This window comes from Bacillus sp. SD088 (genome assembly GCF_017355205.1).
GTDB lineage: Bacteria > Bacillota > Bacilli > Bacillales > Bacillaceae_C > Lederbergia.
Window position 1 is genome coordinate 145536 of the sequence record NZ_JADIJK010000007.1, and the last position, 26429, is coordinate 171964.

General features: G+C 38.4%; 22 protein-coding genes. All 22 read right to left on the reverse strand.

Annotation, left to right across the window (positions count from 1 at the left end; genetic code table 11):
• Positions 1-26: 26 nt before the first annotated feature.
• The 22 genes from IPU53_RS08555 to truB all read right to left on the reverse strand — a co-directional run bounded on the left by IPU53_RS08555 (position 27) and on the right by truB (position 26318).
• Positions 27-923 carry a helix-turn-helix domain-containing protein gene (locus tag IPU53_RS08555; RefSeq protein WP_207449820.1) on the reverse strand — a complete coding sequence of 299 codons (897 nt, stop codon included), beginning with the start codon at positions 921-923 and terminating at the stop codon, positions 27-29.
• A gap of 18 nt (positions 924-941) precedes the next feature.
• The gene (locus tag IPU53_RS08560) at positions 942-1730 is read right to left on the reverse strand and encodes a DUF3388 domain-containing protein (RefSeq protein WP_207449822.1); all 789 of its coding nucleotides are present in this window, start codon (positions 1728-1730) and stop codon (positions 942-944) included.
• 187 nt (positions 1731-1917) lie between these two features.
• On the reverse strand, positions 1918-2175 hold the full coding sequence (locus IPU53_RS08565; RefSeq protein WP_207449824.1) for a DUF3243 domain-containing protein: 258 nt from the start codon (positions 2173-2175) through the stop codon (positions 1918-1920).
• 72 nt (positions 2176-2247) lie between these two features.
• Entirely contained in the window at positions 2248-2970 is a 723-nt protein-coding gene (gene ymfI / locus IPU53_RS08570) for an elongation factor P 5-aminopentanone reductase (RefSeq protein ID WP_207449826.1), read from the reverse strand.
• Positions 2971-3283: 313 nt separating this feature from the next.
• On the reverse strand, positions 3284-4573 hold the full coding sequence (gene yfmH, locus IPU53_RS08575) for an EF-P 5-aminopentanol modification-associated protein YfmH (RefSeq protein WP_207449828.1): 1290 nt from the start codon (positions 4571-4573) through the stop codon (positions 3284-3286).
• 3 nt (positions 4574-4576) lie between these two features.
• Complete coding sequence (gene yfmF / locus IPU53_RS08580) at positions 4577-5851, reverse strand: EF-P 5-aminopentanol modification-associated protein YfmF (RefSeq protein ID WP_207449830.1); 1275 nt, start codon at positions 5849-5851, stop codon at positions 4577-4579.
• A 418-nt stretch (positions 5852-6269) separates the two neighbouring features.
• Entirely contained in the window at positions 6270-8603 is a 2334-nt protein-coding gene (locus IPU53_RS08585) for an FtsK/SpoIIIE family DNA translocase (protein WP_207449832.1), read from the reverse strand.
• Between the two features lie 172 nt (positions 8604-8775).
• Positions 8776-8991: a YlzJ-like family protein gene (locus IPU53_RS08590; protein WP_207449834.1), complete on the reverse strand. Its 216-nt coding sequence runs from the start codon at positions 8989-8991 to the stop codon at positions 8776-8778.
• Positions 8988-9743, reverse strand: coding sequence for a ClpP family protease (locus IPU53_RS08595; protein WP_207449836.1), 756 nt, complete (start codon positions 9741-9743; stop codon positions 8988-8990). Before IPU53_RS08595 ends, IPU53_RS08590 begins: the two co-directional genes overlap by 4 nt.
• A 350-nt stretch (positions 9744-10093) precedes the next feature.
• Entirely contained in the window at positions 10094-11764 is a 1671-nt protein-coding gene (locus IPU53_RS08600) for a ribonuclease J (protein WP_207449838.1), read from the reverse strand.
• A gap of 443 nt (positions 11765-12207) precedes the next feature.
• Positions 12208-13083: a 4-hydroxy-tetrahydrodipicolinate synthase gene (dapA, locus tag IPU53_RS08605; protein ID WP_207449840.1), complete on the reverse strand. Its 876-nt coding sequence runs from the start codon at positions 13081-13083 to the stop codon at positions 12208-12210.
• Positions 13084-13099: 16 nt separating this feature from the next.
• A complete protein-coding gene (gene dapG / locus IPU53_RS08610) occupies positions 13100-14335 on the reverse strand; it encodes an aspartate kinase (RefSeq protein WP_207449842.1) in 1236 nt (411 codons plus the stop codon).
• A 40-nt stretch (positions 14336-14375) separates the two neighbouring features.
• Positions 14376-15428, reverse strand: a complete 1053-nt coding sequence (gene asd, locus IPU53_RS08615; RefSeq protein WP_207449844.1) for an aspartate-semialdehyde dehydrogenase — start codon at positions 15426-15428, stop codon at positions 14376-14378.
• A gap of 696 nt (positions 15429-16124) precedes the next feature.
• Positions 16125-16712, reverse strand: a complete 588-nt coding sequence (dpaB, locus tag IPU53_RS08620) for a dipicolinate synthase subunit B (RefSeq protein ID WP_207449846.1) — start codon at positions 16710-16712, stop codon at positions 16125-16127.
• Entirely contained in the window at positions 16712-17611 is a 900-nt protein-coding gene (dpaA, locus tag IPU53_RS08625) for a dipicolinic acid synthetase subunit A (protein ID WP_207449924.1), read from the reverse strand. Before dpaA ends, dpaB begins: the two co-directional genes overlap by 1 nt.
• A gap of 147 nt (positions 17612-17758) precedes the next feature.
• Positions 17759-18001: a YlmC/YmxH family sporulation protein gene (locus tag IPU53_RS08630; protein WP_207449848.1), complete on the reverse strand. Its 243-nt coding sequence runs from the start codon at positions 17999-18001 to the stop codon at positions 17759-17761.
• Positions 18002-18413: 412 nt separating this feature from the next.
• Complete coding sequence (locus IPU53_RS08635) at positions 18414-19661, reverse strand: M16 family metallopeptidase (protein ID WP_207449850.1); 1248 nt, start codon at positions 19659-19661, stop codon at positions 18414-18416.
• Positions 19662-19710: 49 nt separating this feature from the next.
• Positions 19711-20706, reverse strand: a complete 996-nt coding sequence (locus IPU53_RS08640) for a polysaccharide deacetylase family protein (RefSeq protein WP_207449852.1) — start codon at positions 20704-20706, stop codon at positions 19711-19713.
• 812 nt (positions 20707-21518) lie between these two features.
• Positions 21519-23636, reverse strand: a complete 2118-nt coding sequence (gene pnp, locus IPU53_RS08645; protein WP_207449854.1) for a polyribonucleotide nucleotidyltransferase — start codon at positions 23634-23636, stop codon at positions 21519-21521.
• Between the two features lie 404 nt (positions 23637-24040).
• Positions 24041-24310, reverse strand: a complete 270-nt coding sequence (rpsO, locus tag IPU53_RS08650; protein ID WP_207449856.1) for a 30S ribosomal protein S15 — start codon at positions 24308-24310, stop codon at positions 24041-24043.
• Positions 24311-24435: 125 nt separating this feature from the next.
• A complete protein-coding gene (gene ribF / locus IPU53_RS08655; RefSeq protein WP_207449858.1) occupies positions 24436-25383 on the reverse strand; it encodes a bifunctional riboflavin kinase/FAD synthetase in 948 nt (315 codons plus the stop codon).
• Between the two features lie 20 nt (positions 25384-25403).
• Positions 25404-26318, reverse strand: a complete 915-nt coding sequence (truB, locus tag IPU53_RS08660; protein ID WP_207449860.1) for a tRNA pseudouridine(55) synthase TruB — start codon at positions 26316-26318, stop codon at positions 25404-25406.
• Positions 26319-26429: the final 111 nt, after the last annotated feature.

Consider the following 26429-nt stretch of genomic DNA (forward strand, 5'->3'; position numbering starts at 1 on the left):
TAACCGCCGACAAGCGGCGGGAAAAGTTATGATTCTTTATTGAATTTTATAACGATATTTTGGACAGTCGCATCGCTTTCCAATTCTAGTTTCTCATCATTTATATAAATTTCAGTCTCCGCCGCTCTTCCCGTCCGGATGTAAGCCTCTGAATCATCTGAGAAATCATATGTTTCGCTTTCCCCATTGGCTATTTTTTTAGATGCAAACTCTTTATCGCCATTATTCGTCACTTTAATCCACGCTTCTCCAGAATCCGTTGCTTTCACCATCACTTCATACTTATCAGCATTGGTAACCTCATAAGTTGTTGTGCTTCCTGACACTCCTTCCATTGTGATTTTTTGTTCTTCCTCTTCTTCACTTTCCTCCGATTGCTTATCCGTATCCACTGCATCATCTTGTTCATCCGAACCTGACTGATCTTCCTCATCATCTTCACTGGAATCAGATGGAGAGACATCATCTGATTCGGTAATATTAACCCCTGCATTTTGATTATCTACTGGATCTTTATCATTAGAAATAAGAAAATTAGTTACCAAATACCAAATTAAAACCACAATGGCGATAAAGAAAATGGCCATTAGAATTTTAGGAAAAAACTCCATAATCTTTGACGTTTTACGTGAGACGGAATCCCTCGATTGTACGCGTGTTAAGTTTCCAGGTACATTATCATCATAAGCGACTGGGATCTCATTTTTATATTCATCAAACAGCACCTCAGGCTCAAGATCAACAGCCTCAGCATATTGCTTAATAAATGCTCGGGTATAAAACTTCCCAGGCATCACTTTAAAATTCCCCTCTTCAATCGCAGACAAATACCGTTTCTGTATTCTTGTAATAGCTTGCAGTTCATCCAATGTGAGACTTTTTTCCTCTCGCGCCATTCGCAGTCTGTTACCTAAATCTGACAATGCCAACACCTGCCTATCCTAGAAATCAAATCCAAACTCAGGTTCACTAAAAAGACTGTTTTTCGCTACTACTTCGTATGTAATTTTTTCTTCATGTGTATTTCTAAGCTCAATAATATAATCAAAATCTTCAATCGAATACTCAGAATGCTGTACAAAAATATCAGGATGTTCGATTACTTTAACAGCAGGGAGGCACATAATTTCTCGGACAAGCTGCAAATGTCTTTCATCTGCCCGCTTTCTAGAAACAATCCCATCGATAATAAAAATATTATCGGCATCGTATTCATCCTTGATTAATTCTTTACGTATCGTCTGTTTTAATAAAGTAGATGAAACAAAAAGCCATTTTTTATTTGCACAAACACTCGAGGCTACCACTGATTCCGTTTTTCCTACCCGTGGCATTCCTCTAATCCCAATTAGTTTATGTCCATCTTGTTTAAATAATTCAGCCATAAAATCAACAAGGAGTCCCAATTCATCCCGAACAAAGCGAAAAGTCTTTTTATCATCCATATCTCTCTGAATATAACGACCATGCCTAACAGCTAGACGATCACGAAGCTTTGGTTCTCTCATCTTAGTCACTTTAATTGTATCAACTGTATCTAAAATTGATTCTAATCGTTTTATTTGCACTTCATTACTAGCACGTATTAAAAGGCCGCGTCTTCCACTATCTACCCCATTAATGCTAACGATATTAATCGAGAGCATCCCTAATAAAGAAGAGATATCTCCTAATAGACCAGGTCGATCAATTGCAATTTCATATTCAAAGTACCATTCTTTCCGATCCACTGCGACCCACTCCTCAGTCAAACTAAGTTCGTAAAGATATCTAGTATATATAATAGCGGATTATCATGTAATTTGAAAGAGAAACATATGTGAATTAAATGAAAAAAAGACTGAGCCTAAAGAGGTTTCATTTCCTTTTTCCGTAAAAGAAACCTCTTTAGAACACAGTCAATTTGTTGTTCACCTTTTATTTAGAGCTATTATTTTCTACAAGCTTTACCATTACACTCGCAATGGCATCTTGTTCTTCCTCTGAAGCAACAGACCAAAGATCAGATAAAACTCTTTGTTGCTCATTTTTTGGGTCGACATGATTGGCTAAATAATCTCCGACATGATGGGCCATTTTATCAATAACTTTTCCGGACATTCCTTGTTCTTGTGCACCATCAAGCTGGTCACCCAAAAAGTTTTTCCATTGATCCCAATTATTAAGAACTGACATAGCATATCCTCCTTTAATTGAACAGCTTCACATTTATTATGTACAAGTGAAAATCACATTATTCTATGGAGATCATGTATACCATCCGCCATTTACTGCTAAAACCTGTCCAGTTATATAGGAGGCTCTTTCCGATAATAAGAAAGAAACGGCGCCAGAAATATCCTTCGGTTCAGCTATATATCCAAGCGGAATAGCGGATTCGAGTTCTTCTAATTCTTGTGCATCAAATGGTGCTAACATATTGGTTTTGACCGCTCCGGGAGCTACACAATTAATACGTAAACTAGAGCTCGCTGTTTCTTTGCTTAACGATTTAACGAACGCGATTTGTGCCCCTTTAACGGTCGAGTACAGGACTTCACAAGCTGCTCCTGTTTGTCCCCATATGGAACTAATAAGGACAATTCGAGCAGATGGACGTTGCCTTAAACTTGATAATAAAGATTGAACCAGCATCATTGGACTTTTTATATGAAGCTGTAACATTTTGTCCATTTCCACTTCAGCTAAATCAGAAAAAAGACCATATGGAGCACTGCCAGAGGAGTAAATCAAAGCATCAATCTGAAAAATATGATCAATAAGATGGTTCGCTCCTTCTCTTGTTGATAAATCGGCACAAATCGGGATACATTCTATTCCATATGGGCTTAACTGATGAATTAATTGAAATAGAGCTTCCTTATTTTTATGATAATGTAAATAAAGGTTCCAACCTTCATTAGCAAGGTCCTCTGCTACCGCTGAACCAATCCCACCACTCGCACCAGTGATTAAAGCATATTTCTTCATTCTACTTCCCCTCACATTTTTTAAATAAAAATGCCCGGCAGCATTTCGTCCGGGCAATAACAAAAGCGCAAGGCGCCCGCCTATCGGCGACAAGCAAAATTTCTGAGACAAAGAAAATTCTGGTTTTGACTTTTATTGGCTCAGGTATTTCTTGGAACATCGGCTAAGGACGCCACGTCCTGGCGGCAGACTCAAACGCGACGTCCTGTCGCTTCGTCTGCACTAGTACATCCTGTACGTCGCAACGCCGATGGACTCGCATCCTGCGAGCCTCTCGGGGCTAGGCGCTGGAGCTGGATGTAAAAATCCACACTTATTGTTTTGGCACAACCTGGCAAACCGTCATCCGGCTTTCCTCAATCAAGTCCTTCGCGGCTGCTAAAACATCTTGAATCGTCAATGTCTCAAGTACAGGAACAACGTCGAATAAATTCATTTCATTAAAAATAAATCTTGTGAATTGATTCGCAATGTACTCTTGTGAATTTAATGAGCGAAGAAATCGGCCAATTCTTTTTTTCTTCGTTCTTTCTAACGCTTCTTCAGTAATATATTTCCCTGTTTTTGCCTCTAATAAAATGCTATTTATCTTATTTGCGAGCTCTTCAGGTTTTTTTGTATTTCCTCCAATCACCGCAAAACCATAGCTCTGTTCTTGTGAATATTCATATTGAAAAGTATCATCAATTAATTCGCTCGTATATAATTCTTCATACAAATCAGAGCTTTTGCTAAACAATATATCCATGAAAAGGGATAAGGATAATTCGTTCCTTAACATTTCTTCACCTGATTGGCCAATTTTTGTCGCTTTTACTCCCACAAAGCATTTAGGTGTCTGTACATTCATTTCTAGTACTTGCATTTTTTGCGCGACTGTTTCTGGCTCTTCTTCAAAAATCCGCTCAATCTGTGGTGCTGCTTGGTATTGCTTTGCCGCTTGATCGTCACGGATGAATGTCATGATGTCTGTCGGATCAAGTGGGCCCGTAATGAATAACATCATATTACTCGGATGATAAAAAGTCTCATAACAGTCATAGAGTAACTCAGCCGTGATCGGCGCAATCGATTCAACCGTCCCAGCAATATCTATTTTCACAGGATGATGATGGTACATATTCTCAATTGTTCCGAAATAAGCTCTCCAATCAGGATTATCATCATACATCATAATTTCTTGGCCAATAATCCCTTTTTCCTTTTCGACCGTCTTTTCAGTGAAATATGGTTTTTGTACCATATCTAATAATGTCTTTAAATTAAGTTTGACATGATCTGTACTTGAAAATAAGTAGGCAGTTCGATCAAAGGATGTAAAGGCATTGGCTGATGCCCCTTGTTTACTAAATGTTTGAAAAGTATCTCCATCCTCTTTCTCAAACATCTTATGCTCGAGAAAATGAGCGATCCCATCGGGAACACGTTTAAATTCAGTTTGATTCAGTGGTTTGAAATGATCATCAATGGAACCATATTTTGTCGTGAATGTCACATAGGTTTTATTAAACCCAGGCTTAGGCAGTATATAAACATCCAAGCCATTCTCCAATTTTTCACGGTACAATATCTCATTTATTTGAGTAAATTCAACTTTATTCATTTTTTACTCACCTTCCGTTCCAGCCAAAAAGTAAATGGTATCCATTTCAATCTTCTCGGCCACTTCAATGATTTCTTCTTTCGAAACAGCTTGGATTCTTTCAAGCCAATTTGCTAACGTAATCTTTTCATCTCCAACATAATTATTATAAAGAACTTCTATAAAACCTTTAGCTGAATCAAGTGTTTCTAAAAGTTCATTTCTAATAACAGCCTTTGTTTGCTCAATTTCCTTTTCTGTAAATTCTCCTAATCGCATCAAGTCCAGCTGCTCCTTAATGATGGAAACGGCTTTATCATAATTTTGATTTTCAATTCCGGACATGATCATTAATAAACCTTTATGACTTTCAATTCGACTTGCGGCATAATAAGCAAGGCTTTCTTTTTCCCGCACATTAATAAATAGTTTAGAGTGAGCAAATCCTCCAAAAATACCATTAAACATCTGTAAAGCATAGTATTCTTGATCTCCAAGTAGAATGTTTGTGCGACAGCCTATATTTAATTTACCTTGATTTAAGTCCTGATGTTCTTTAACAACTGTTAGTTCACCGACTTCCTTTGTAGCCGGTCTATTTTTTTGTTTCATGCCCCGATCAGAAAGGGACAATACTGAAAATAGATTCTGGACTTCTGATACCTCAATATCGCCAATAATATATAAATCAATTTGATCCTCATTAAAAGCTCGCTGATAGTATTCGTAAAGGCTTTCCCCGGTGATTGCATCGATTTCATCAAGCTCACCAGTTGGTTGAATCGCATAAGGCTCATTTTTACACATTTCCTCTACCAAGCGGACTGTTGCATAACGCATTTTATCATCATAAAGAGAATGAATCCTTTCTTTCAATCCTCTTTTTTCCTTCTTCATTGTTTTTTCATCGAATCGGTCATTCGCGACATTAGGATGAAGCAACACTTCAGTTAAAAAATCAACGCCCTTATGCAAAAGAGGAGTTTTATCTTGCAAATACTTCTCATTGGCGATCTCTAATGTAAAACTAATGATGTTTTCTTCTCCTTTTTTACTCGTATCTGCATAAAATGATGCCCCATAAAGTTCATCCAAATAGGAGCGTAACGCACCAGAAGTAGCATATTTCTTTGTGCTACTTTGCATGACTAATGGTAATAACGCTCTTAATGTCGCGGTTTCTTTTTGAAGAGGGGCCTTCATTTTCCAAACAATTGTATTTGTTTTATATTTCTCTGTCTGTATCATATGTAGAGTAAAACCGTTCATTTTTACAATATGTTCTTTTTCAAATTCCATTGCTAAACCTCCATTTATAGATAATTAACTTTACATAATACTTTTATGGTAAAATACATCAAGAGACTAGAATGCTGCACTTTATTTTATGTTATTGAACATGAAATATGCGAATAAGCAGCTAATCCGGCAGATGATTTTTGTCTAACGATAGGCGGCAGAGCAAAAAGCTCGTAGAATGCGAGTCCATCGTTGTTGTGACAGAGCGTCGCAACAACCGATGGACTACTAAATAGCCTTGTCGTATCTAGACGACATCGTCTTTCACTTTTCTTTGTCCAGCTACAGCACCTAGCGACTAGCAAATTTACGACTTCTTCCAACGATAAGTCAACATCGGCTCATCCTTCGCTGTGTTTCCTTTATCTCGTCAGAAGCCTTTAAATTTGTACGTCGCTGAACAGACGCTTCCGCTTTTCTAAGAGGAATGCTCTTCCATATTGCCTTTAGGAATTAGCACTGTCCGTGGTTTACTACCCTCATAAGGACCTACAATTCCTCGCATCTCCATTTCATCGATTAATCTTGCCGCTCTCGTATAACCAATTCTAAATCGACGTTGAAGCATAGATACAGAGGCTGTTTGCATGTCCGCTATTAATTGCACCGCTTCCTCATAAAGATCATCTGCTACATCTTCCACAATTTCAGGGGTGTCATCTGGGATCATTTCTTCTTGATATTGAGCCTTTTGTTGACCGATCACATATTCAACCACTTCTTCAACTTCTTGATCTGACAAAAAAGCTCCTTGAATTCTCACTGGTTTGCTAGCTCCTACTGGTAAGAACAGCATATCTCCTCGTCCTAATAATTTTTCCGCTCCTCCTGAATCTAGAATGGTCCGGGAATCTGTTGCCGATGATACTGCAAACGCAATTCTAGACGGAATATTAGCTTTTATCACACCTGTAATGACATCAACAGATGGTCTTTGAGTCGCAATAATAAGATGGATTCCAGCAGCCCTAGCCATTTGCGCAAGTCTAGTGATGGCATCTTCTACATCATTCGATGCTACCATCATTAAATCTGCTAATTCATCGACAATAACGACGATATAAGGTAATAATGGTTGCTTTTCATCATTTTCCGCATTTGCTTTGATGATATAGTCATTATAACCACCGATATTTCTCGTCCCTGTGTGTGAAAATAGCTCATACCTTCTTTCCATCTCATTTACCACTTTCATAAGTGCCTGAGCCGCTTTTTTAGGATCCGTTACCACAGGAGCAAGTAAATGAGGGACACCATTATAAACATTTAACTCAACCATTTTCGGGTCAATCATCATCATCTTCACTTCATGAGGTTTCGCCCTCATTAAAATACTTGTAATAATGCCATTAATACAAACACTCTTCCCGCTTCCAGTAGCACCAGCAACAAGCATATGAGGCATTTTATTTAATTCGGCCACTACCGCTTGTCCTGTAATATCTCGTCCTAAACCAATTTGCAGTTTCGCTTCTGGTCGCTCATTCTCTTTGGATTCCAATACTTCACGGAGAGATACCATTGCAACTTCTGAGTTGGGAACTTCAATCCCAATTGCTGATTTTCCAGGAATAGGGGCTTCCATCCGAATATCCTTAGCAGCTAAAGCTAGAGCAATATCATCACTAAGACTAACAATTCGGCTTACTTTTACACCGGCCTCAGGATGAACTTCATATTTCGTTACAGCTGGACCAAGATGAACTTGTGCTACTCTTGCTTTTACCCCGAAGCTTTGAAACGTTTTTTCGAGCTTTGATGCATTCGTATGAATTAATTGATATTCATTGGTTTGATCCGTTGCTTTTGGTCTTCTTAACAGCTGAATAGATGGAAGTTGATAATCCATATTTTCAAGCTCTGTAAAAGCCATTGGCGGGACTACTTCTTCATCTGCTGTCCCTTCGATTTCTTCTTCATTCTGCTCTTCCTCTAACGGATCTATTTCCTGATATGCCCGTTCCGTAAAACTTGAGATAATTGGTTCTGGATTACCATCAAGTTCATCATGTGCTTGGACCATTACACTTTCTTTTTGATCTACCTCTGTAATATTCTCTTCGTTCTTATTCAAATCCTCCATTTGTTTTTCTTCTTTCTTCTTTCTCTGCTCTTCCCTCCATTCTTTCACATCTAATTTAAATTGTTCCCACTGTTTTTTGGTAAACTCTACTAATTTTTGTCCGATCTTGGCAACGACTTCTCCGATTGATTTCCCAGTAATTAACATAAGACCGATAATCATAAGAAAGAAGCTTAAAATTTTTGTTCCTAAAGATCCAAACACAAAGTATGTAACAGAAGTTACTATAGCTCCAAGCATTCCCCCGCCAAATTCCTTAGTTGAAGTATTTCCTTTTACGATCTGAAAAAAGTCATGAAATGTATTGGCAATCACACTAACTCCTTGAATTTTTCCACTCTCAATTTTTAAATCAAAGAATTTAATATGCGATAAAAGTAAAAAGCAGGCAATGATAATATACATGCCAAAGAGACGATAGTTAATAAGGGGAGGTCTTTCTCTTTTAATAATCATATAACCTGCAATCCCAATAATTCCTAGCGGCCCCACAATATGCCATTCTCCAAATAGAAAATAAAAAGGATAATTCATAGGAAAAAGCTTGTCACCTGTTACGATAATAATCAAACTTAATGCGAGCAATATAATTCCTGTAATTTCAAACTTTAAAATTTCTTGCATCTTTTTTTTCGAGCGTTTCCGGTTTTTACGTTTATTTTTTGCCATACCATCACCTTGCCCAATATAATAAAAATAGTCTGTTGATCATTTCAATGCAGAATGAGTGACTCCATTTTCAATGTGTATATTATACCATATTTGGATAATCTCCCCTATTTTTAAAGGGATGAAAAAAGAGGAGCTTCCAAACAACCGCTTTGGACAGCTCCTATGACAATCAGTTATCATAAAGTGAAATGAGGGCACCAGGGTACAAATCGCTTCTCAAATAATCATCGGGATTACTACTCATTATTCGCACTACTTTGTACATCTTATCATCCTGCTCTACGAGCAATGGAATGCCATTTCTTGTTATCATTTGTTGACCTGCGAACTCTTGCTCTGATCCTTGAAAAATAAGTTCCAGTGGGACAATTGTATGAATAATCATTGGATCAAATCTCCATCAGGTACGGTATTTTGTTTAGATGTTATAAGTTGGCGAAGCTTTTGAATAGCATTCCCAATCCCTCCAACATCATCAATTAAACCTGTTTGCACAGCATCTTCCCCGATCACATTTGTTCCAATATCTCTTGTAAGATTCCCTTTGGCAAACATTAAATCTTTGAACACTTCTTCTGAAATATCGGAATGCTTCGTGACGAATTTAACGACGCGTTCTTGCATTTTATCCATGTATTCAAATGACTGGGGCACACCAATGACAAGTCCGGTTAAGCGAATGGGATGAATGGTCATTGTTGCACTTTCTGCTATATACGAATAGTCACATGAAACAGCAATAGGTACTCCGATTGAATGTCCCCCGCCTAATACAATTGAAACAGTTGGTTTCGAAATCGTCGCAATCATTTCTGAGATCGCAAGTCCTGCCTCTACATCGCCACCGACTGTATTTAAAACAACAAGCAGCCCTTCGATTTTTGGATTTTGTTCAATTGCGACTAATTGAGGAATGATGTGTTCATATTTTGTCGTTTTATTTTGCGGTGGCAACTGCATGTGCCCCTCAATTTGACCAATAATCGTTAAACAATGAATATTACTGTCTTGAGATAGTTCAGGGACTTTTGTTTGACCTAGTTGCTGAATCTTCTCAATAACTCCTTCTTCCTTTTCCTCATTTTGACGATTTGGTTCTTGTTCAGATTGTGCATTGGCTCTATAGGATTGGCTCATAATATCCTCCCTTACTCGAACAATTAATATCTATAGTATGAGCGGAGAAGACTTTTTCATTCAGAGAGAAAAGTGAAGAAAAACAATTGCCATAAAAAAAAGCCACCCCATTTTTTAGGAGTAGCTTTCAACCTTATACGTCGCTAAACGGGCGCTTGCGCTTTTGTTCTTGTTAAGGAAATTATAAAATTGTCGCTTGTGGATAACTGTTTGCGTTGCGGTTTGACATCCAGCTCCAGCGCCTAGCCCCTCGAGGTCAAATAACCCTGAACCTATGAAGGGAAAAAGCCCCTTCCTAGGTTCAGGAACATTTGCTTGTCGGGGCTGATCAAGGCGCTTGCGCTTTTGTTCTATACCTCCATAATAATTGGGAGGATCATTGGTCTACGTTTCGTGTGTTCGTAGAGAAAATGATTTAAGCGGTCTCTAATATCTTGCTTGAAACTCGCCCAGTCAAATGTATTTTCTGCAATGGCCTCTTCCGCAATTCCTCGGACGATTTTTGAAGCTTCGTCAAGCAATTTTTCAGATTCACGTACATAAACAAAGCCTCTTGAAATAATTTCTGGGCCTGATGCTATTTTCTTACTTTTCTTATTAACGGTAACGACAATGATAAAAATACCATCCTGAGACAATAGTTTTCGATCCCGCAATACAATGTTCCCGACATCCCCTACACCAATTCCATCAATTAAAACATTTCCTGATTGAACGCGTTTACCTGCGGACATTTTCCCGTTTTTATATTCAATTACATCCCCTTTTCCAGGGATGAAAATGTGATCTTTCGGTATAGCGACCTCTTCAGCCAATTTGGCATGGGAATATAGCATTCGATATTCACCCTGAATAGGAATAAAATATTTCGGCTTCATTAAATTCAACATCAGCTTTAAGTCTTCTTGACTTCCATGCCCAGAAACATAGCTCTTTCGATTCGATGAGCCTACCGTTGCTCCTGCCCGACTTAACATATCAATTGTTTTAAACATACTAGTCTCAAGTGCCGGTGATGGAGTAGCTGTAATGAGCACTGTGTCACCCTTTTTTACATTAATTTTCTTATGGTTTTGTCGTGCCATTTTTTGTAGTGCTTCAATAGGTTCACCCATAACACCAGTAAAAATAATTGCCACTTCATGATCTTTGAATTTCTCTATATCTTGAATAGGGATAATATTTTCAGGGTCTTTCACCGAAATATACCCCATTTTTAATGCGAGTTCAAAGCTTTTTTCGATACTTTTCCCAACTACTACGACTTTACGATTGTTTTCAAATGCCGCGTCAAGGGCTTGCTGAATTCTAATAAAATTTGATGCAAAGCAAGCTACTATCACTCTTCCTTTAGCTCCATGGAAAGCATCGGAAATTTCTCTACCTGTAACCGATTCTGAAATAGCAAATCCAGGTCGCTCAGCTTCTGTACTATCCGATAATAGACATAAGACACCTGATTCTCCAATATTTGCCATTTTCCCCATTTCCGAACGATATAATTCAGTGGCAGCTTGATCAAATTTAAAATCCCCTGTATGGACGATTTTTCCTTCAGAGGTATGGATGCAAACTCCTAGAGAGTCCGGAATACTGTGAGTTGTATGGAAGAAAGTAACGTTCACACAATCAAATCTTAAGCGAGAGCTTGATTTGATCGTATGAAAATAGCCTTCTGTTTTCACATTTTGTTCTTTCATTTTTTCTTTTGCTAGCGCAATCGTTAATTTTGCTCCATAAACGGGAACTTTTAATTTCTGAAAAATATATGGTAATGCTCCGATCGCATCTTCATGACCATGTGTTAAAAATATCGCCTCAATCCGTTCCTTCTGTTCAACAAGCCATGTAATGTCAGGTATGACAATATCGATCCCTAACATTTCATTTTCCGGGAACATAAGACCGGCATCAATAATAAAGATGTCTGCATCTATTTCGATGGCATACATATTTTTGCCGACCTCTCCTACTCCCCCCAATGGTATGACTTTGATGACTTCATTTTTTGTTTTTACCAAAATCTTTTCCTCCTACCATTTATTTCCGATCTTCATCAGTAGCTTCATTATACTTGAATGTCCATAGCCTGTACAACCTTATTGATTTTTTGAAATAGGATATCGCAAACACTTGTCCATTTTTTTAAGATCGTAAGTATGGGAATTCGTATGAATAAAGTCGGATTTACATTGGTAATGTTTTTTATTCTATCTTCGACTATAGTATGTTATTTAATCCTTTTCATCATAGAAAAGGACTGTCTCCAAGAGTTTAGCCCTTTGCTGAAGAACACTCTATAGATTAGAGACAATTCTCTATCCTACATATAAGAAGGGCTAAATTCTATTATGGAAACAGTCCTTTGTATTACTATGTTGTAATTTATAACATTCTAGCTTGTAAATAAGTAGTATATAATGTCATTGTTTGTTGCCGATAGGGCGTCTTACGCTTTTATTGATTATTTAATGGTTAGTAATAATTCATTTAATGTAACGCGCTCATCACCTGTTAAGGGAACAAGTGGAAGGCGAACTGACCCGACATCAAATCCTAGTAATTGTAGAGCGGTTTTAACCGGAACAGGACTTGGGGCTGCAAATAATCCTCGCATGATTGGTAAGAGGTCTCTATGAAGCTGAGCTGCCTCGGCAACTTCTCCTCGTTCATACGATTGAATCATCTGTTGCATCTCTGAACCAATGACATGACTGGCAACCGAGACGACTCCACAGCCGCCAATGGACATAACTGGTAAGGTTAAACTATCATCTCCGCTATATAAAAGAAAATCTTCTTTTGTTTTAGCAATAATCTGAGCCATCGCCTCAAGATTACCACTCGCTTCTTTCGCAGCAATAACATTATCGATTTTTGCTAATTCAATAATTGTATCAGGCTCAATATTCACAACAGATCGCCCTGGAATATTGTAGATCATGATAGGCAAATGAGTTGACTGGGCAATTGCTGAAAAATGCTCATATAGCCCTCTTTGATTGGTTTTATTATAATATGGAGCCACTAGCATAATCGCGTCAACGCCGATTTCTTCTGCCTTTTTTGTTAACTCTATAGAAGCATACGTATTATTACTACCTGTTCCAGCAATGACAGGAACTCTCCCATCAACCGTTTTTACTATATATTCGAATAAGGCCAATTTTTCCTCTGTTGTTAGTGTCGGCGATTCGCCAGTAGTACCAGCAACTAAAAGAGAATCACTACCATGGTTAAGCAAATGTTCAATTAACATCGACGTTTTTGGAAAGTCGATGTTCCCTTTGCTGTCAAAGGGGGTGACCATCGCTGTTGACACTCGGCCGAAATGAACCATAAAAACACCTCTATCCTTATTGTTCGTATTTCACTTCTTCATTTTGCAGTTCAAATGCATCGTGTAAAGCATTTACTGCATTAACTAAATCATTCCCATTTACGAGCACCCAAATTGTGGTATGACTATCTGCTGATTGCAGAATTCCGATTTCCTCTTCCGATAATGCAGCAACGATCTTCGCTGTTACGCCAGGAACACCTGTAATTCCTGCCCCAACAACCGATACCTTCGCACAATTGTCTTCAACAGTAGGGATATATCCGATTTTTTCTAATGCAGCCACAGCCTTTTGTAATACAGTAGAAGGGACGGTATAGATGACATTATTAGGAGAAATATTAATAAAATCTATACTGATCCCTTCATTCGCCATTGCTTTAAACACCTCAGATTGAAGATTATATTCACCGTCATTTGCTCTCACCTTTATCTGAGAAACATTTGGGACATAGGCAATTCCCGTTACAAGTCGTTCTTTCACATCGTATTGTTGAGCCTGAGCACTTAAAGATGTTACAAGTGTTCCAGGTGTATCTGTGTAGGTTGACTTGATTCTAATCGGAATTTTCGCGTGCATAGCAATTTCTACAGCCCTAGGGTGAATCACCTTTGCTCCCTCATAGGCCATATTGGATACTTCATTATACGTAACAGATGAGAGGGAACGTGCTTTTTTAACTAATCTAGGATCAGCTGTCATCATTCCATCGACATCTGTATAAATGTCAATCCATTCAGAGTTTAAGGCCGCGCCTAAAGCTGCTGCAGATGTATCGCTGCCTCCCCTTCCAATCGTTGTCACGTCTCCTTCTTTCGTTGCTCCTTGGAAACCAGCAACAACAACTACATCCATTGTCTCTAAATGGTTTAAAAGCCTTTTACAATCCATTTTATTAATTTTTGCGTTTGTATGATCATTTGTTGTGATGAAACCTGCTTGAGCCCCAGTCAAAGCTGTGGCTTTCAAACCTTTCTCTAGTAATTCATTCGTAAACACAACACTTGAGATTGTTTCACCGCATGAAAGCAATAGATCTTGCTCCCTTTGGTTCAAAAAGGTTGTAGAACCACCTACAAGTGATAATAATGTATCGGTCGCATATGGCGCTCCGCTTCTCCCCATGGCGGAAACGACGACGACTACCTTATAGCCTTGTTTAATGGCATTCTGAACATGTTTATGAGCATATTGTCTTGTCTCATTATTTTGAACAGAAGTTCCGCCAAATTTTTGGATGATTATTTTCATGATGACACCTCTATATGAAGTCCTCTATATTGAACAATTCCTACTTCGTTACTAGCCCTAATTTAATTAGACTTTCTGCAATTTGGATTGTATTTAAAGCTGCACCCTTTAACAAATTATCTGAGACAATCCACATATGAAAACCAGATTTTTCATCAAGATCTTGTCTGATTCTTCCTACGAAGACATCATCTTTCCCAACAGCCGCTGCAGGCATTGGGTAAATTTGCTCTTCTGGTTGATCCTGGAGTGTAATGCCAGGTGCTTTTGCAAGAACTTCCCATAAATCCTCTACCTTAAGATCTTCCCTATCTAATTCAACATATACAGATTCAGAATGACTTGTTTCAATTGGCAGGCGCACACAAGTGGCTGCTACTTTCAGCTCTGGCATTTCCATAATTTTCTTCGTTTCATTGATCATTTTCATTTCTTCAAATGTGAAACCATTATCTGTAAATACATCGATTTGCGGGATAGCATTAAAAGCAATTTGGTAATGCTTTTCTCCACTAGCCACTGGTAAAACGGAAGGCTGATATTCTTGATTTTTTAGAATCGCATCCGTCTCTTCATTTAATTCTTGAATCGCTTCAGCTCCTGCACCTGAAACAGCTTGATAAGTTGAAACAATTACTTTCTTTAGTCCAAATGCCTTTTGAATTGGCTCTAAAGCAGCTACCATCTGAATCGTAGAACAATTTGGGTTCGCAATAATTCCTTTATGATCTCGAAGCTTATCTTCGTTCACCTCTGGAACCACAAGCGGAACCTCAGGATCCATACGAAAGGCGCTTGTATTATCCACTACAATTGCACCACGTTGTACAGCTTCTGAAGCAAATTTCTGAGATATACTGCCACCAGCACTAAATAAAGCAATATCAACACCTTCAAAAGACTCTGGAACGGCCTCTTGAACAGTAATCGTCTCTTCTTTAAATTTCAATTTTGTACCAGCTGAACGAGCTGAAGACAATAAGGTTAATTGAGATATAGGAAAATTTCTTTTTTCTAATGTTTGAATAATCTGCTTGCCAACTGCCCCGGTAGCCCCCATTACAGCAATATGAAAGCCTTGTTTCTTTACCATCTAAATTCCCCTTCCACTCCAACAAACTATAAGAGGATGTTCAAAAAGATCAAAGGCTAATTCGCGACGTCCTGTCGCAACGCCTTTGTAACCTGCTTTCTGCAGGCCTCCGGTAAAAATGACACTTCAGGATGGAGGATCTTCGACTAAGTACTGACACGTCCTGTGTCGAACGTCGAAGTCACCACATCATGTGGAAGCTCGTTGGCTTGTTTCTACACTCCTTGGAAAAGAAAACCACTTTTCCTTCGTGCGATGCGGATTCAGGGATGCTTTCCTTGTGCTCATTGTATCAGGAAAAGGATCTTCCGTTAAAACCACCCACGTCCTGTAGGTAACACGGAAGTCAGTACATCCTGTACAAGTCCGCTACTCGAAACGGCGCCGCCTCGAACTTCTTGGTCCTTTTATCCTCCTTTTTGAACTCACACTATAAATATCGTTGTTTTATATTCATTAATATTAATATATTATCATATTTAAAGCAGTGAACGATAATTTTTTGATAAAAAGCTGTCGAATATCGATGGCCAAGTAGGACATACGTGGGAATAAAGGCTCCGCTATCATAAACTAGGCTTATTTTATTTTTCCTTTTACGATCAACTTTTCACTCAAATTAATTCTTTGAACAAGACAAGATTATTTTCCAACAATTTGCCAACCACCATTATATGGAGGTTGACAAATTTCACATTACCGATATTCTTGAACAACAGGTTGTAGTTGGTTTCCCTCTAATGCGGCCATAATTGTTTCGGGAAGCAATTCCATTTTTGATACCATGGAAGTGGGTTTGTTGATGGGATCATCTTGACCAAAAGGGACAAAATAGATATTTTTAGCGGAGATTAGGCGCATTAAGTTGACTCCATTTAGCCCTAAAGCATCGTTCGTCGATATCCCTAATACAACTGGGTGGCGATTTCTTAAAGTCGCTTTTGCTGCCATTAAAACTGGAGAATCAGTCAAGGCATTTGCAAATTTGCTCATTGAATTTCCTGTCAATGGAGAAATAACCATGCAATCCAGTGGCTCTTTTGGTCCTAATGGCTCTGCCGCTACCATCGAGTCAATGACTTTCTTTCCTGTAATTTCTTCTACTTTTGCTACCCAATCGGCTCCATTCCCGAATTTTGTATTCGTGTTTTGAACAGTAAAGGTAACGACTGGAACGACTTCAGCACCAAAATCCACCAACTTTTCTATTTGGGGAACAACTTGATCATACGTACAATGAGATCCTGTGATCCCGAAGCCAATTCGTCTATTTTGCAAATCCATTATACATTCTCCTCTCTAATCTGAAAATCCTCTGATAATAATTGGGCAAGAATATTGGCCAAAATTTGTCCAGCTGTTTTAGGTGCAACAATTCCTGGCAAACTTGGAGCTAACAGAGCTTTTACTCCACGTTTTTCCGCATAACGAAAATCTGTTCCACCAGGTTTTGAAGCTAGATCAATGATCAATGTGTTAGTTGGCATACCTGCAATAATTCCAGCTGTTAAAACTGGATGAGGGATGGTATTAATACAAATATCTAAATCCTTTACCTCAACTTTCAAAGCATCTAAATGAAATGGCTTCATCCCCATTTCAGTGATTCTGGCTAAATGAGCCCGATCTCTAGCGCCAACTTTTACTCTTGCTCCTAATAGCGAAAACGTCCGAGCTACACTCATTCCAACTCTCCCAAACCCTAATACTGTCACGGAAGATTGATGTATCGTTATATCAGTATTTTGAATCGCCATCATAATCGTTCCCTCAACTGTTGGAATCGAATTATAAATGGCCACATCATCACGTTTAAATAATTGAATAAGTTCTCGATTCGCATTATTCGTGATTTTATCGAGATATGCATTGCTAATACCGGAGTAAATTTTACAATGGGATGGTGTTGCACGAAGTATTTTTTCTGTTAAAGTAATTTTTTCATTGGAGAATATTGTATCTACTTCACCTGCTAAATTTGTACCTGGCACTGGCAAAATGAGGGCATCAATTTTGGAAAAATCAACATCATTGATTTTTTCTTTTACTGCTCCAGAAAAGGCCTGCGCCAATTGTTCAAATCCAATTAAATATAATTTAGCATCTAGTTCTGTTAATTTTTTAACAATTTCTAGTTGCCTCGCATCACCACCTAAAACAGCGATTTGCATTTCTGTCAACATCAATGGTGTTCACCTTCTTTACGCATCATAAATAGCACTGCAAGATTATTGTATGTATGCGCCCTCTTGCTGTGCTTGATTACCAATAAATAAAAAAGAAGAGGGGGATCCTCTTCTTTTGATCATGTATTCCATTTTTCATCATTGTTATGATTTACTTTCTGGTACTTCCAAAATAATCATATCTGTACCAATAGTTCGGATATAGTGCCAAGGCACTTTTATTTCATTACCTGTTTTTTTTCCCATCCATTTACTTGTCGGAATAATTAAGCCATTAATTTCACCTGTCCTTGGATCAATTTCTAGGTCTGTTTGTCCAAGAACTCCTAATCTTTTCGCTTTTCGATAATCAACAATTTCTTTCCCACCAAGTTCACTAAGTCGCATCCAGTTTCTCCCCTTTTTTGCATCCTTATATCATATATAGTGCGCATTCATTCATTTTAGAAGCAAAATTCCCTTATCGACTGATAAAGGAATTTTGCTTCTTACATAAAGTGAAACTTCAATCAATGGGACTTTATCCAGTAGGCCTGAGATAAAGAGTGAAAGACGGCTGATTAGGAGGGACAAGCAAATAACCCTGAACCGAAGAAGGGTGAATTTCCCCTTCTTCGGTTCAAGATCATTTTGCAGCATCGGTTCAAGGTTCGGCGTCCTGTCGAAACATCGATGGACTCGCATCCTGCCGACAATACAGCGAAGCATGAGGCGATGTTGACTTACGCAAGCACAAAAGCTTAAATTTGGTAGTGTCCCCACCTACGCTGCTCCGCACTCTCTAGGGGTATTAGTATTACTACCCGTTAATGCGGGATAACTTTGAACTTGGTTGATGAGGGCTGATGAGAGCAGAAGTGAAATGATCCGTAAAAATTTCACTTGTTAGCTGGTAGACAGAATCCACTGTCACTCGATCTATATCCCTGATAATATCATCTAACGAGCGATGCTTTTTTAATAACAATTCGTTTTTCCCAATTCTGCCCATTCGACTATTGGTACTTTCTAAACTAAGCATTAAGTTTCCTTTTAACTGCTCTTTACTATTTTGTAATTCTTTTTGTGAAATACCATTATTTTTAAAATCAGCCAGAGTAGAGAATATTGTATCTTGAAGTTCATCTAATTGGTTCGCAGCGGTCCCTCCGTAGATCACCAACATCCCTGTATCTTTATAGGAAGAGTGATAGGAGAAGACTGAATAGGCTAACCCTCTTTCTTCACGAACCTCCTGAAACAGACGTGAGGACATTCCACCACCAAAAATAATATTCATGACAATTAGATCATAAATTCTTTCTGAACCAATCGGCAACCCTTCATATCCTAGACAAAGATGCGCTTGTTCAGTCTCTTTCTGTTTTATCACTTGTTCTGCATAAAACGCTGGTTTGTCATTTAAAAACTTATTTCTTCCTCTTTCAAATGCTCCAAAAAGTTTTTCAATCTGGTAAATAAAATTCTCATCCGTATTCCCCGCTACCGAAATAACAATGTTTTCTGGTCTATACATATCGTAAATATATTGACGTAGCATATCACCTGTAAATGTATTTAATGTTTCCTCTGTTCCTAAAATCGGAAAACCTAGTGGATGTTGATGATAAGCGGCTTTACTTAACATATCATGGACAATATCATCCGGAGTATCTTCATACATTTTAATTTCTTCTAACACAACATTTTTTTCTTTCTTTAATTCTCCTTCATCAAAAGTCGAATGAAAAAACATATCAGCAAGCACATCCAACGCATATGTTGCGTGGTTATCTAATACTTTCGCATAAATACAAGTATATTCTTTTGCTGTAAAGGCATTTACCTGACCTCCAATGGAGTCAAAGGCTTCCGCTATTTCCCTTGCAGTTCTTGTTTTTGTCCCTTTAAAAAACATATGTTCTAAAAAGTGAGAAATTCCATTATTTTTTTCATTTTCATCACGGGAACCTACACCAATCCAAATACCAATTGTAACAGAACGCACTGTAGGAATTGATTCAAGTACAACTCTTACTCCATTTTGGCATGTATGTTTCTTCATCATTTACAATTCCTCCTATTCTAGGTGCAAAAACGTAGCAAGTTAAAACGAATTATTGGTCTTGAGTTTCCTCCTGCTTTAAATCTTGCTTATCCAGTTTAATGATTCTCTCTTCATCCATTAATTTTGTAACGGTGCCAATTTTTAAATCTTGAGCATGTATTTCCGAAATTAATGTATCTAACGATTTGGCAGTAGCGTCAGTTGGATGCATAAGAATCATGGCGCCAGGATGAACATTTGACATGACTCTTTGAACTAAGACCTGAGGAGAGGGTTTTCTCCAATCAATCGTGTCAACCGTCCACATTATCGTTTTCAACCCTTGTGCATCGGCGATTTTCACTGTTTCATCACGATAGGCTCCACTTGGTGGTCCAAACCATGTTGGGGTAATCTTAGTAGTTGCTTCAATAATCTCATTTGTCTGTGATAGCTCTTGTTTCATTTGTGCTGCACTAATACGTGCCATATTCGGATGGCTATAAGAATGATTTCCTATTTCATGACCACTGTCCGCAATCATCTTTGCTAATTCGGGGTTTTCTTTTACCCAACGGCCCTCTAAAAAAAATGTAGCATAAGTCTTATGTTCTTTTAAAGTTTCAAGAATGGAAGGGATATACTCATTTCCCCAAGCAACATTGATCAAAAAACTTACCATAGGCTTATCTGGATGCCCTCGATAAATAGGGGCAGGCGATAAATCCGTTAAATGAACTTTTGGCTTAACTTGAATAAAGACCAATTTACGTTCATCAAACACTTTATTCTTTTTCATTTTTTGATAAGAAGCTTTTTCATCAACCCGAATGCCATTATACCCAGGCATGGCTTTCCATACTCGATCGATTTTCGCATCTTGGGAATCCGCCTGATAATTTTGCGCTGCTTCTATAATTTGGTTATATAGTTCATCTTGCCCTTTGCTTGTTGGTACATACCCATTTTTCAATTGTCCTAAATACTGTTTTGTATATGGATTAAAAATGGCAGATATTGATAGAATAGCAATCAGTGTAAAGGCTATCAAGTTTTTTGCACTCAATCAGTTCTACCTCCTTCATCATAAAATATGAAAAAGACGGACAAGTTAGAACTAAAGAACAAAAGCGCAAGCGCCTTGATCAGCCCCGACAAGCAAATGTTCCTGAACCTAGGAAGGGGCTTTTTCCCTTCATAGGTTCAGGGTTATTTGACCTCGAGGGGCTAGGCGCTGGAGCTGGATGTCAAACCGCAACGCAAACACTTATCCACAAGCGACAATTTTATAATTTCCTTAACAATAAGAAAAGCGCAAGGCGCCCGCCTATTGGCGACAAGCAAATGTTCTGAGACAAAGAAAGGCGTTCTTTGCCTTTCATTGGCTCAGGTTATTTGACCTCGAGCCGATGGCGCCTGGAGCTAGACACCAACCGCAATATAAGCACTTATCCACAAGCGACAATTTTATAATTTCCTAAACGAGAACAAAAGCGCAAGCGCCTTGAACTAGGAAGAGAGGCTAAGTTCGCGACGTCCTGGCTGCAGACTCAAACGCGACGTCCCATCCCTTCGTCTGCACCAGTACATCCTGTACGTCGCAACGCCTTTCTGACCAACATCCTGTTGGCCTCCGACAAGCGAATATTCCTGAACCTAGGAAGGGGCTTTTTCCCTTCCTAGGTTCAGGAATATTTAGTGAAACATCGGCTAAGGACGCCACTTCCGCATGTCTTCGCCGATGGACTCGCGTTCTGTGAGCCTCTCGGGGTAGGCGCTAAGAAAAACGCCAGGCTTTTGACCAGTTGCTAGACATAAGAAAGCTACAAACATTGTTGTAAAAATACTCATAAAAAAAAACGGGGAATCTCCCCGTTTTTATTCATCCGTTTTCTGATTTTCTTTTTGGTCTTTTAAAACCACTTTCCTGGATGCATTTGCTCGTCCATGATTATCAATTTCAATCACTTTTACAAGGATTTCATCTCCAATGGAAACAACATCCTCCACTTTATTAACTCTTTGCTCATCTAATTGGGAAATATGAACAAGTGCATCTTTCCCAGGGAACAGTTCAACAAACGCACCAAATTTTTCAATTCGTTTTACTTTTCCCAAATACATTTGTCCTGCTTCAACTTCTCGGACAAGATCTTCAATGATTTTCTTGGCTTTTGCGTTCATTGCTTGATCAGCAGAAGAGATAAATACTTTACCATCTTGCTCTATATCAATTTTCACACCGGTTTCTTCAATAATTTTGTTAATTTGCTTACCGCTAGGTCCAATAACATCCCTAATTTTATCAGGATTAATATCCATTGTTAAAATCTTAGGCGCATATGTTGATAATTGTTCATTCGGTGTAGAAATCGTAGATAGCATCGAATTAAGAATATGCATACGGCCTTCTTTTGCTTGTTGTAATGCTTCTTCAAGGATTTCTCTAGAAAGTCCATCTATCTTAATATCCATTTGAAGAGCTGTAACACCCTTGTCTGTACCAGCCACTTTAAAGTCCATATCTCCAAGATGGTCTTCCATTCCCTGAATATCTGTTAAGATCGTGTAATGCTCTCCAGACTTCACAAGCCCCATAGCAATCCCTGCAACTGGCGCTTTAATCGGAACACCAGCAGCCATCATCGCTAATGTACTTGCACAAATGCTAGCCTGCGAAGTAGAGCCATTTGATTCAAGCACCTCTGAAACAAGTCGAATAGTGTATGGAAAATCTGTTTCGTTTGGAATAACAGGTTCTAGAGCTCGTTCACCTAAGGCCCCATGACCAATTTCTCGTCGACCAGGTGCGCGAATAGGTCCAGTTTCCCCTACACTGAAATGTGGAAAATTATAATGATGCATAAACCGTTTTGATTCTTCAATTCCTAACCCGTCTAAAATTTGGGCTTCTCCCAGTGAACCCAAGGTACAAATACTTAAAGCTTGGGTTTGTCCACGAGTAAACAAACCGGAACCATGAGTTCGTGGCAGGATATCAATTTCTGACGCCAAAGGACGAATTTCATGAGGTTTCCGACCATCAGGCCGAACTTTCTCAACGGTAATTAAACGGCGGACTTCTTCTTTCACAAGATCATCTAAAACGCGTTTCACCTGTTTAATTGTTTCTTCATTGGCTTCTTTTTCTTCATAATGAGAAATAACCTGGTCTTTTACCTTCTGAATGGCCGTTTCACGTGCATGTTTCTCCTCAACCTGAATCGCTTCAATAAGGGATTTTTCACACATTCCGCGAACCTCGGTATTCAATTCAGAATCTACTTCATACAAAGAAATTTCTCTTTTTTCTTTCCCAATTTTTCTTACAATTTCTTCCTGAAATTGAATTAATTTTTTAATTTCTTCATGCCCAAACATAATCGCTTCAAGCATCGTTTCTTCAGGGACTTCTAAAGCACCCGCTTCCACCATATTGATAGCATCTTTCGTACCAGCCACACTTAAATTAATATCGCTTTTTTCCATTTGTTCCACAGTAGGATTCACAATAAACTGCCCGTCAACTCTACCAACCACTACTCCAGCAATTGGTCCTTCGAACGGAATATCGGAAATACTAAGGGCAAGTGATGATCCGAACATCGCTGCCATTTCTGATGAACAATCTTGATCCACACTCATAACTAAATTAATAACTTGTACTTCATTGCGAAAACCGTTCGCAAAAAGTGGACGAATCGGTCGGTCAATCAATCGACTTGCAAGTATGGCCTTTTCACTTGGTCTACCTTCACGCTTAGGGAACCCACCAGGAATTTTCCCCACTGCATACAGTCTTTCTTCATAATTTACAGTTAAAGGGAAAAAATCGACGGCTTTTGCTTCCTTTGATGCAGTCGCCGTACTTAAAACGGCCGTATCGCCGTAGCGAATGAATGCAGAGCCGCTTGCCTGTTTAGCTAATTGTCCTATTTCGACAGTTAGAGTTCGGCCAGCCCAGTCCATACTAAAAATTTCTTTCTTCTGTTCCATGCAATAATTTCCTCTCTTTCAGTTTGCAATTTAGTCGCCTGTTATTATTTTGGACAACTGTAGTAAATAAGTGAATGTAACTTGTTGGAATCTGGATAGCTAGCTGAACCACTGAACATTAGACATAAATATGAAAAGGTTGAAAGAGGCTGTGGCATAACTAAAATGCTAAGCCCCCAAAGATGATCAATACATTACAGAAGCGGGGTATATGCACCATAGAGTTCGGCTTTTTCTTTTTGACCCCACTTAAAACCACCTTAACTTCATATTCATGTCCAATGTTCAGTTCTGCCATGCTCTGCATGACAGTCCTTCTATAAATTGCCTCAGAAGCATATCACAGAATTTTCCATCATTACCTAACAAAAAAGCGGGAAATCTCCCGCTTTTTTCTCTCTTTATTATCTACGCAATCCAAGTCTGTTAATTAGTTCACGATAGCGCTGCACATCTTTATTACGAAGATAAGTCAAAAGATTGCGGCGACGGCCAACCATTTTCATCAATCCGCGTCTTGAATGATGATCTTTTTTGTGCACGCGAAGATGATCGTTCAATTTGTTAATGTCTTCTGTTAAAACAGCAATTTGAACTTCTGGAGAACCAGTATCAGTATCATGAATTTTAAAATCATTAATGATTTCATTTTTACGTTCTTGAGAAATCGCCAATGGATTCACCTCCTAATTTTTGCAAATCCCCTATTACCGAGCAATCGTTGGTGAGTCGAGTTGCCAAGCAAAGGTTCTTGATACTGTACTAGAATACAACTTTATCAACAAAAAATCAAGTTTCTTTATTTGGAGGAAGAAAAATATTCTCTTGTTACATCTGTATCTTTTTTTATCTGTGCAATCAGCTGCTCAGTTCCAGCAAATTTTTGTTCATCTCTAATTTTTTTGTGCCATTCTATTGTAACGGTCTCACCGTAAATTTCCTGGTTAAAATCGAGTATATAAACTTCTAGTGATAATTGTTTCCCTTCTGGATTATGAAATGTCGGATTATATCCTACACTACATACTCCCTGTTTCCAATTACCATCCACGAATACCTTGACAATATATATGCCTATTTGAGGTAGGAAATATTCGCGATCCGTACTTATATTCGCAGTCGGAAAACCAATCGTCCTTCCCCGTTTTTTCCCATGAATAACAGTACCTTTAATTGTAAAATAACGACCAAGTAATTGATTAGCTTTAACTATTTCTCCATTCTGAATCGACTGTCGAATAGAGGTAGAACTAATTTTTTGATTATTTATTTCTAGCTTAGGGACAATGGTAACGTCAAAACTGCCTTTTGAATGAACAGGCAAAGTCTCCATATTGCCTTTCCCGAATTTTCCATATGTAAAATCAAAGCCAGCAACAGCATGTTTTACATTTAATTGGACCAAATAATTTTCAACAAATTCCTCTGGTAATAACTGAGAAAATTCCTTTGTAAAATGGACAATAAATAAATAGTCGACATTTAAATCTTCCATTAATTTAATCTTATCTTCCACAGGCGTGATGTATTGAACCGCCTCTTGGCCTTTCCCAAGCACAACAGATGGATGTGGGTCAAATGTCATGACTGCAGACTGTTGATTATGAAGAGAAGCGATCTCATTTGCTTGATGGATTACTCTTTGATGACCTAAATGAACGCCATCAAAAAAGCCTAAGGCCATGACCAATGGAGGAAAGTCGCTATTAGTATAAGAATGTGGATGATCAAGCTGTATTACTTTCAAGATTTTTCCTTCTTTCTATTTCAAAGTTTAACGTTACGAATGACTTTAACCGGCTTAATTAGATTAGGCTTATTGGGATGACGATCATAAATGGCATAAGCTAAATGCTGATAGCTCATTACTGCTGGGCTTTGAGACCAATTTTCTAGGATGGGAAGCACAGCCCCATTAAGCACACGCTCAAGCAATAATTCATCCATCTCAATCATCGGTAAATGAGAGAGGGCTTTTTCTAAAGGAAAAAGAAAAGCATCAATAGAACGATTCTCTTTTACCAACTTCTCAAGTTCCTCTAAAGGTATACATTCATTACGTGTAAAGGAAGCGGAAGCTGTTCTTGTTAAAGCTGACATATATGCAGGGTATCCTAACTTCTCTCCTATCATAACAGCAAGTGTTCGGATATATGTTCCTTTGCTACAATGAACTCGGAAGGAAAAGCTCACTTCGCCTTCTTTCCATTTTATTTCATCATCCAACAGACATAAATCGTAAATATGTATCTTCCTTTTTGGCCTTTCAACAGGAATACCAGCCCTAGCATATTCATATAATTTCTTTCCATTTACTTTAACCGCTGAATACATGGGAGGGATTTGTTCAATGGTACCTGTTAACTCTTGAAGTACATGGTTAATTTGCTGAATTGTAATTGAACTCTCTACTTTTTTCTCTTCTACGGTTTCTCCCTCAGCATCTTCCGTTGTAGTAGATCTTCCAATAGTCACTTCACCTTCATACACTTTACCAGCATTCGTTATGTATTCAGCAATTTTAGTGCCTTTTCCTAAACAAATAGGCAGAACGCCCTCTACCTCCGGATCTAATGTCCCTGTATGACCAACTTTCTTCATTTTTAATAATTTCCTTATTTTAAAAACACAATCATGAGATGTCAACCCTTTTGGTTTCCATAATGGGATGATTCCGTCCAATCTCTTCACTCCCTTTTAGAGGTTGTTCAAAAAGTCCGGTAAAAATGACACTGTGAGAAAATGATCTTCAACTAAGTACCGACGCGGCCTGTATCAAACGTCGAAACCACT

What these genes read in the sequence shown, in the direction of transcription:
- IPU53_RS08565 (WP_207449824.1), bottom strand. Translation starts at nt 2,175, where the DNA reads ATGTCAGTTCTTAATAATTGGGATCAATGGAAAAACTTTTTGGGTGAC.
- ymfI (WP_207449826.1), bottom strand. Translation starts at nt 2,970, where the DNA reads ATGAAGAAATATGCTTTAATCACTGGTGCGAGTGGTGGGATTGGTTCA.
- yfmH (WP_207449828.1), bottom strand. Translation starts at nt 4,573, where the DNA reads ATGAATAAAGTTGAATTTACTCAAATAAATGAGATATTGTACCGTGAA.
- yfmF (WP_207449830.1), bottom strand. Translation starts at nt 5,851, where the DNA reads ATGGAATTTGAAAAAGAACATATTGTAAAAATGAACGGTTTTACTCTA.
- IPU53_RS08585 (WP_207449832.1), bottom strand. Translation starts at nt 8,603, where the DNA reads ATGGCAAAAAATAAACGTAAAAACCGGAAACGCTCGAAAAAAAAGATG.
- IPU53_RS08590 (WP_207449834.1), bottom strand. Translation starts at nt 8,991, where the DNA reads ATGATTATTCATACAATTGTCCCACTGGAACTTATTTTTCAAGGATCA.
- IPU53_RS08595 (WP_207449836.1), bottom strand. Translation starts at nt 9,743, where the DNA reads ATGAGCCAATCCTATAGAGCCAATGCACAATCTGAACAAGAACCAAAT.
- dapA (WP_207449840.1), bottom strand. Translation starts at nt 13,083, where the DNA reads ATGGTTCATTTCGGCCGAGTGTCAACAGCGATGGTCACCCCCTTTGAC.
- dapG (WP_207449842.1), bottom strand. Translation starts at nt 14,335, where the DNA reads ATGAAAATAATCATCCAAAAATTTGGCGGAACTTCTGTTCAAAATAAT.
- asd (WP_207449844.1), bottom strand. Translation starts at nt 15,428, where the DNA reads ATGGTAAAGAAACAAGGCTTTCATATTGCTGTAATGGGGGCTACCGGG.
- dpaB (WP_207449846.1), bottom strand. Translation starts at nt 16,712, where the DNA reads ATGGATTTGCAAAATAGACGAATTGGCTTCGGGATCACAGGATCTCAT.
- dpaA (WP_207449924.1), bottom strand. Translation starts at nt 17,611, where the DNA reads ATGTTGACAGAAATGCAAATCGCTGTTTTAGGTGGTGATGCGAGGCAA.
- IPU53_RS08630 (WP_207449848.1), bottom strand. Translation starts at nt 18,001, where the DNA reads ATGCGACTTAGTGAACTTGGTGGGAAAGAAATTGTTGATTATCGAAAA.
- IPU53_RS08635 (WP_207449850.1), bottom strand. Translation starts at nt 19,661, where the DNA reads ATGATGAAGAAACATACATGCCAAAATGGAGTAAGAGTTGTACTTGAA.
- pnp (WP_207449854.1), bottom strand. Translation starts at nt 23,636, where the DNA reads ATGGAACAGAAGAAAGAAATTTTTAGTATGGACTGGGCTGGCCGAACT.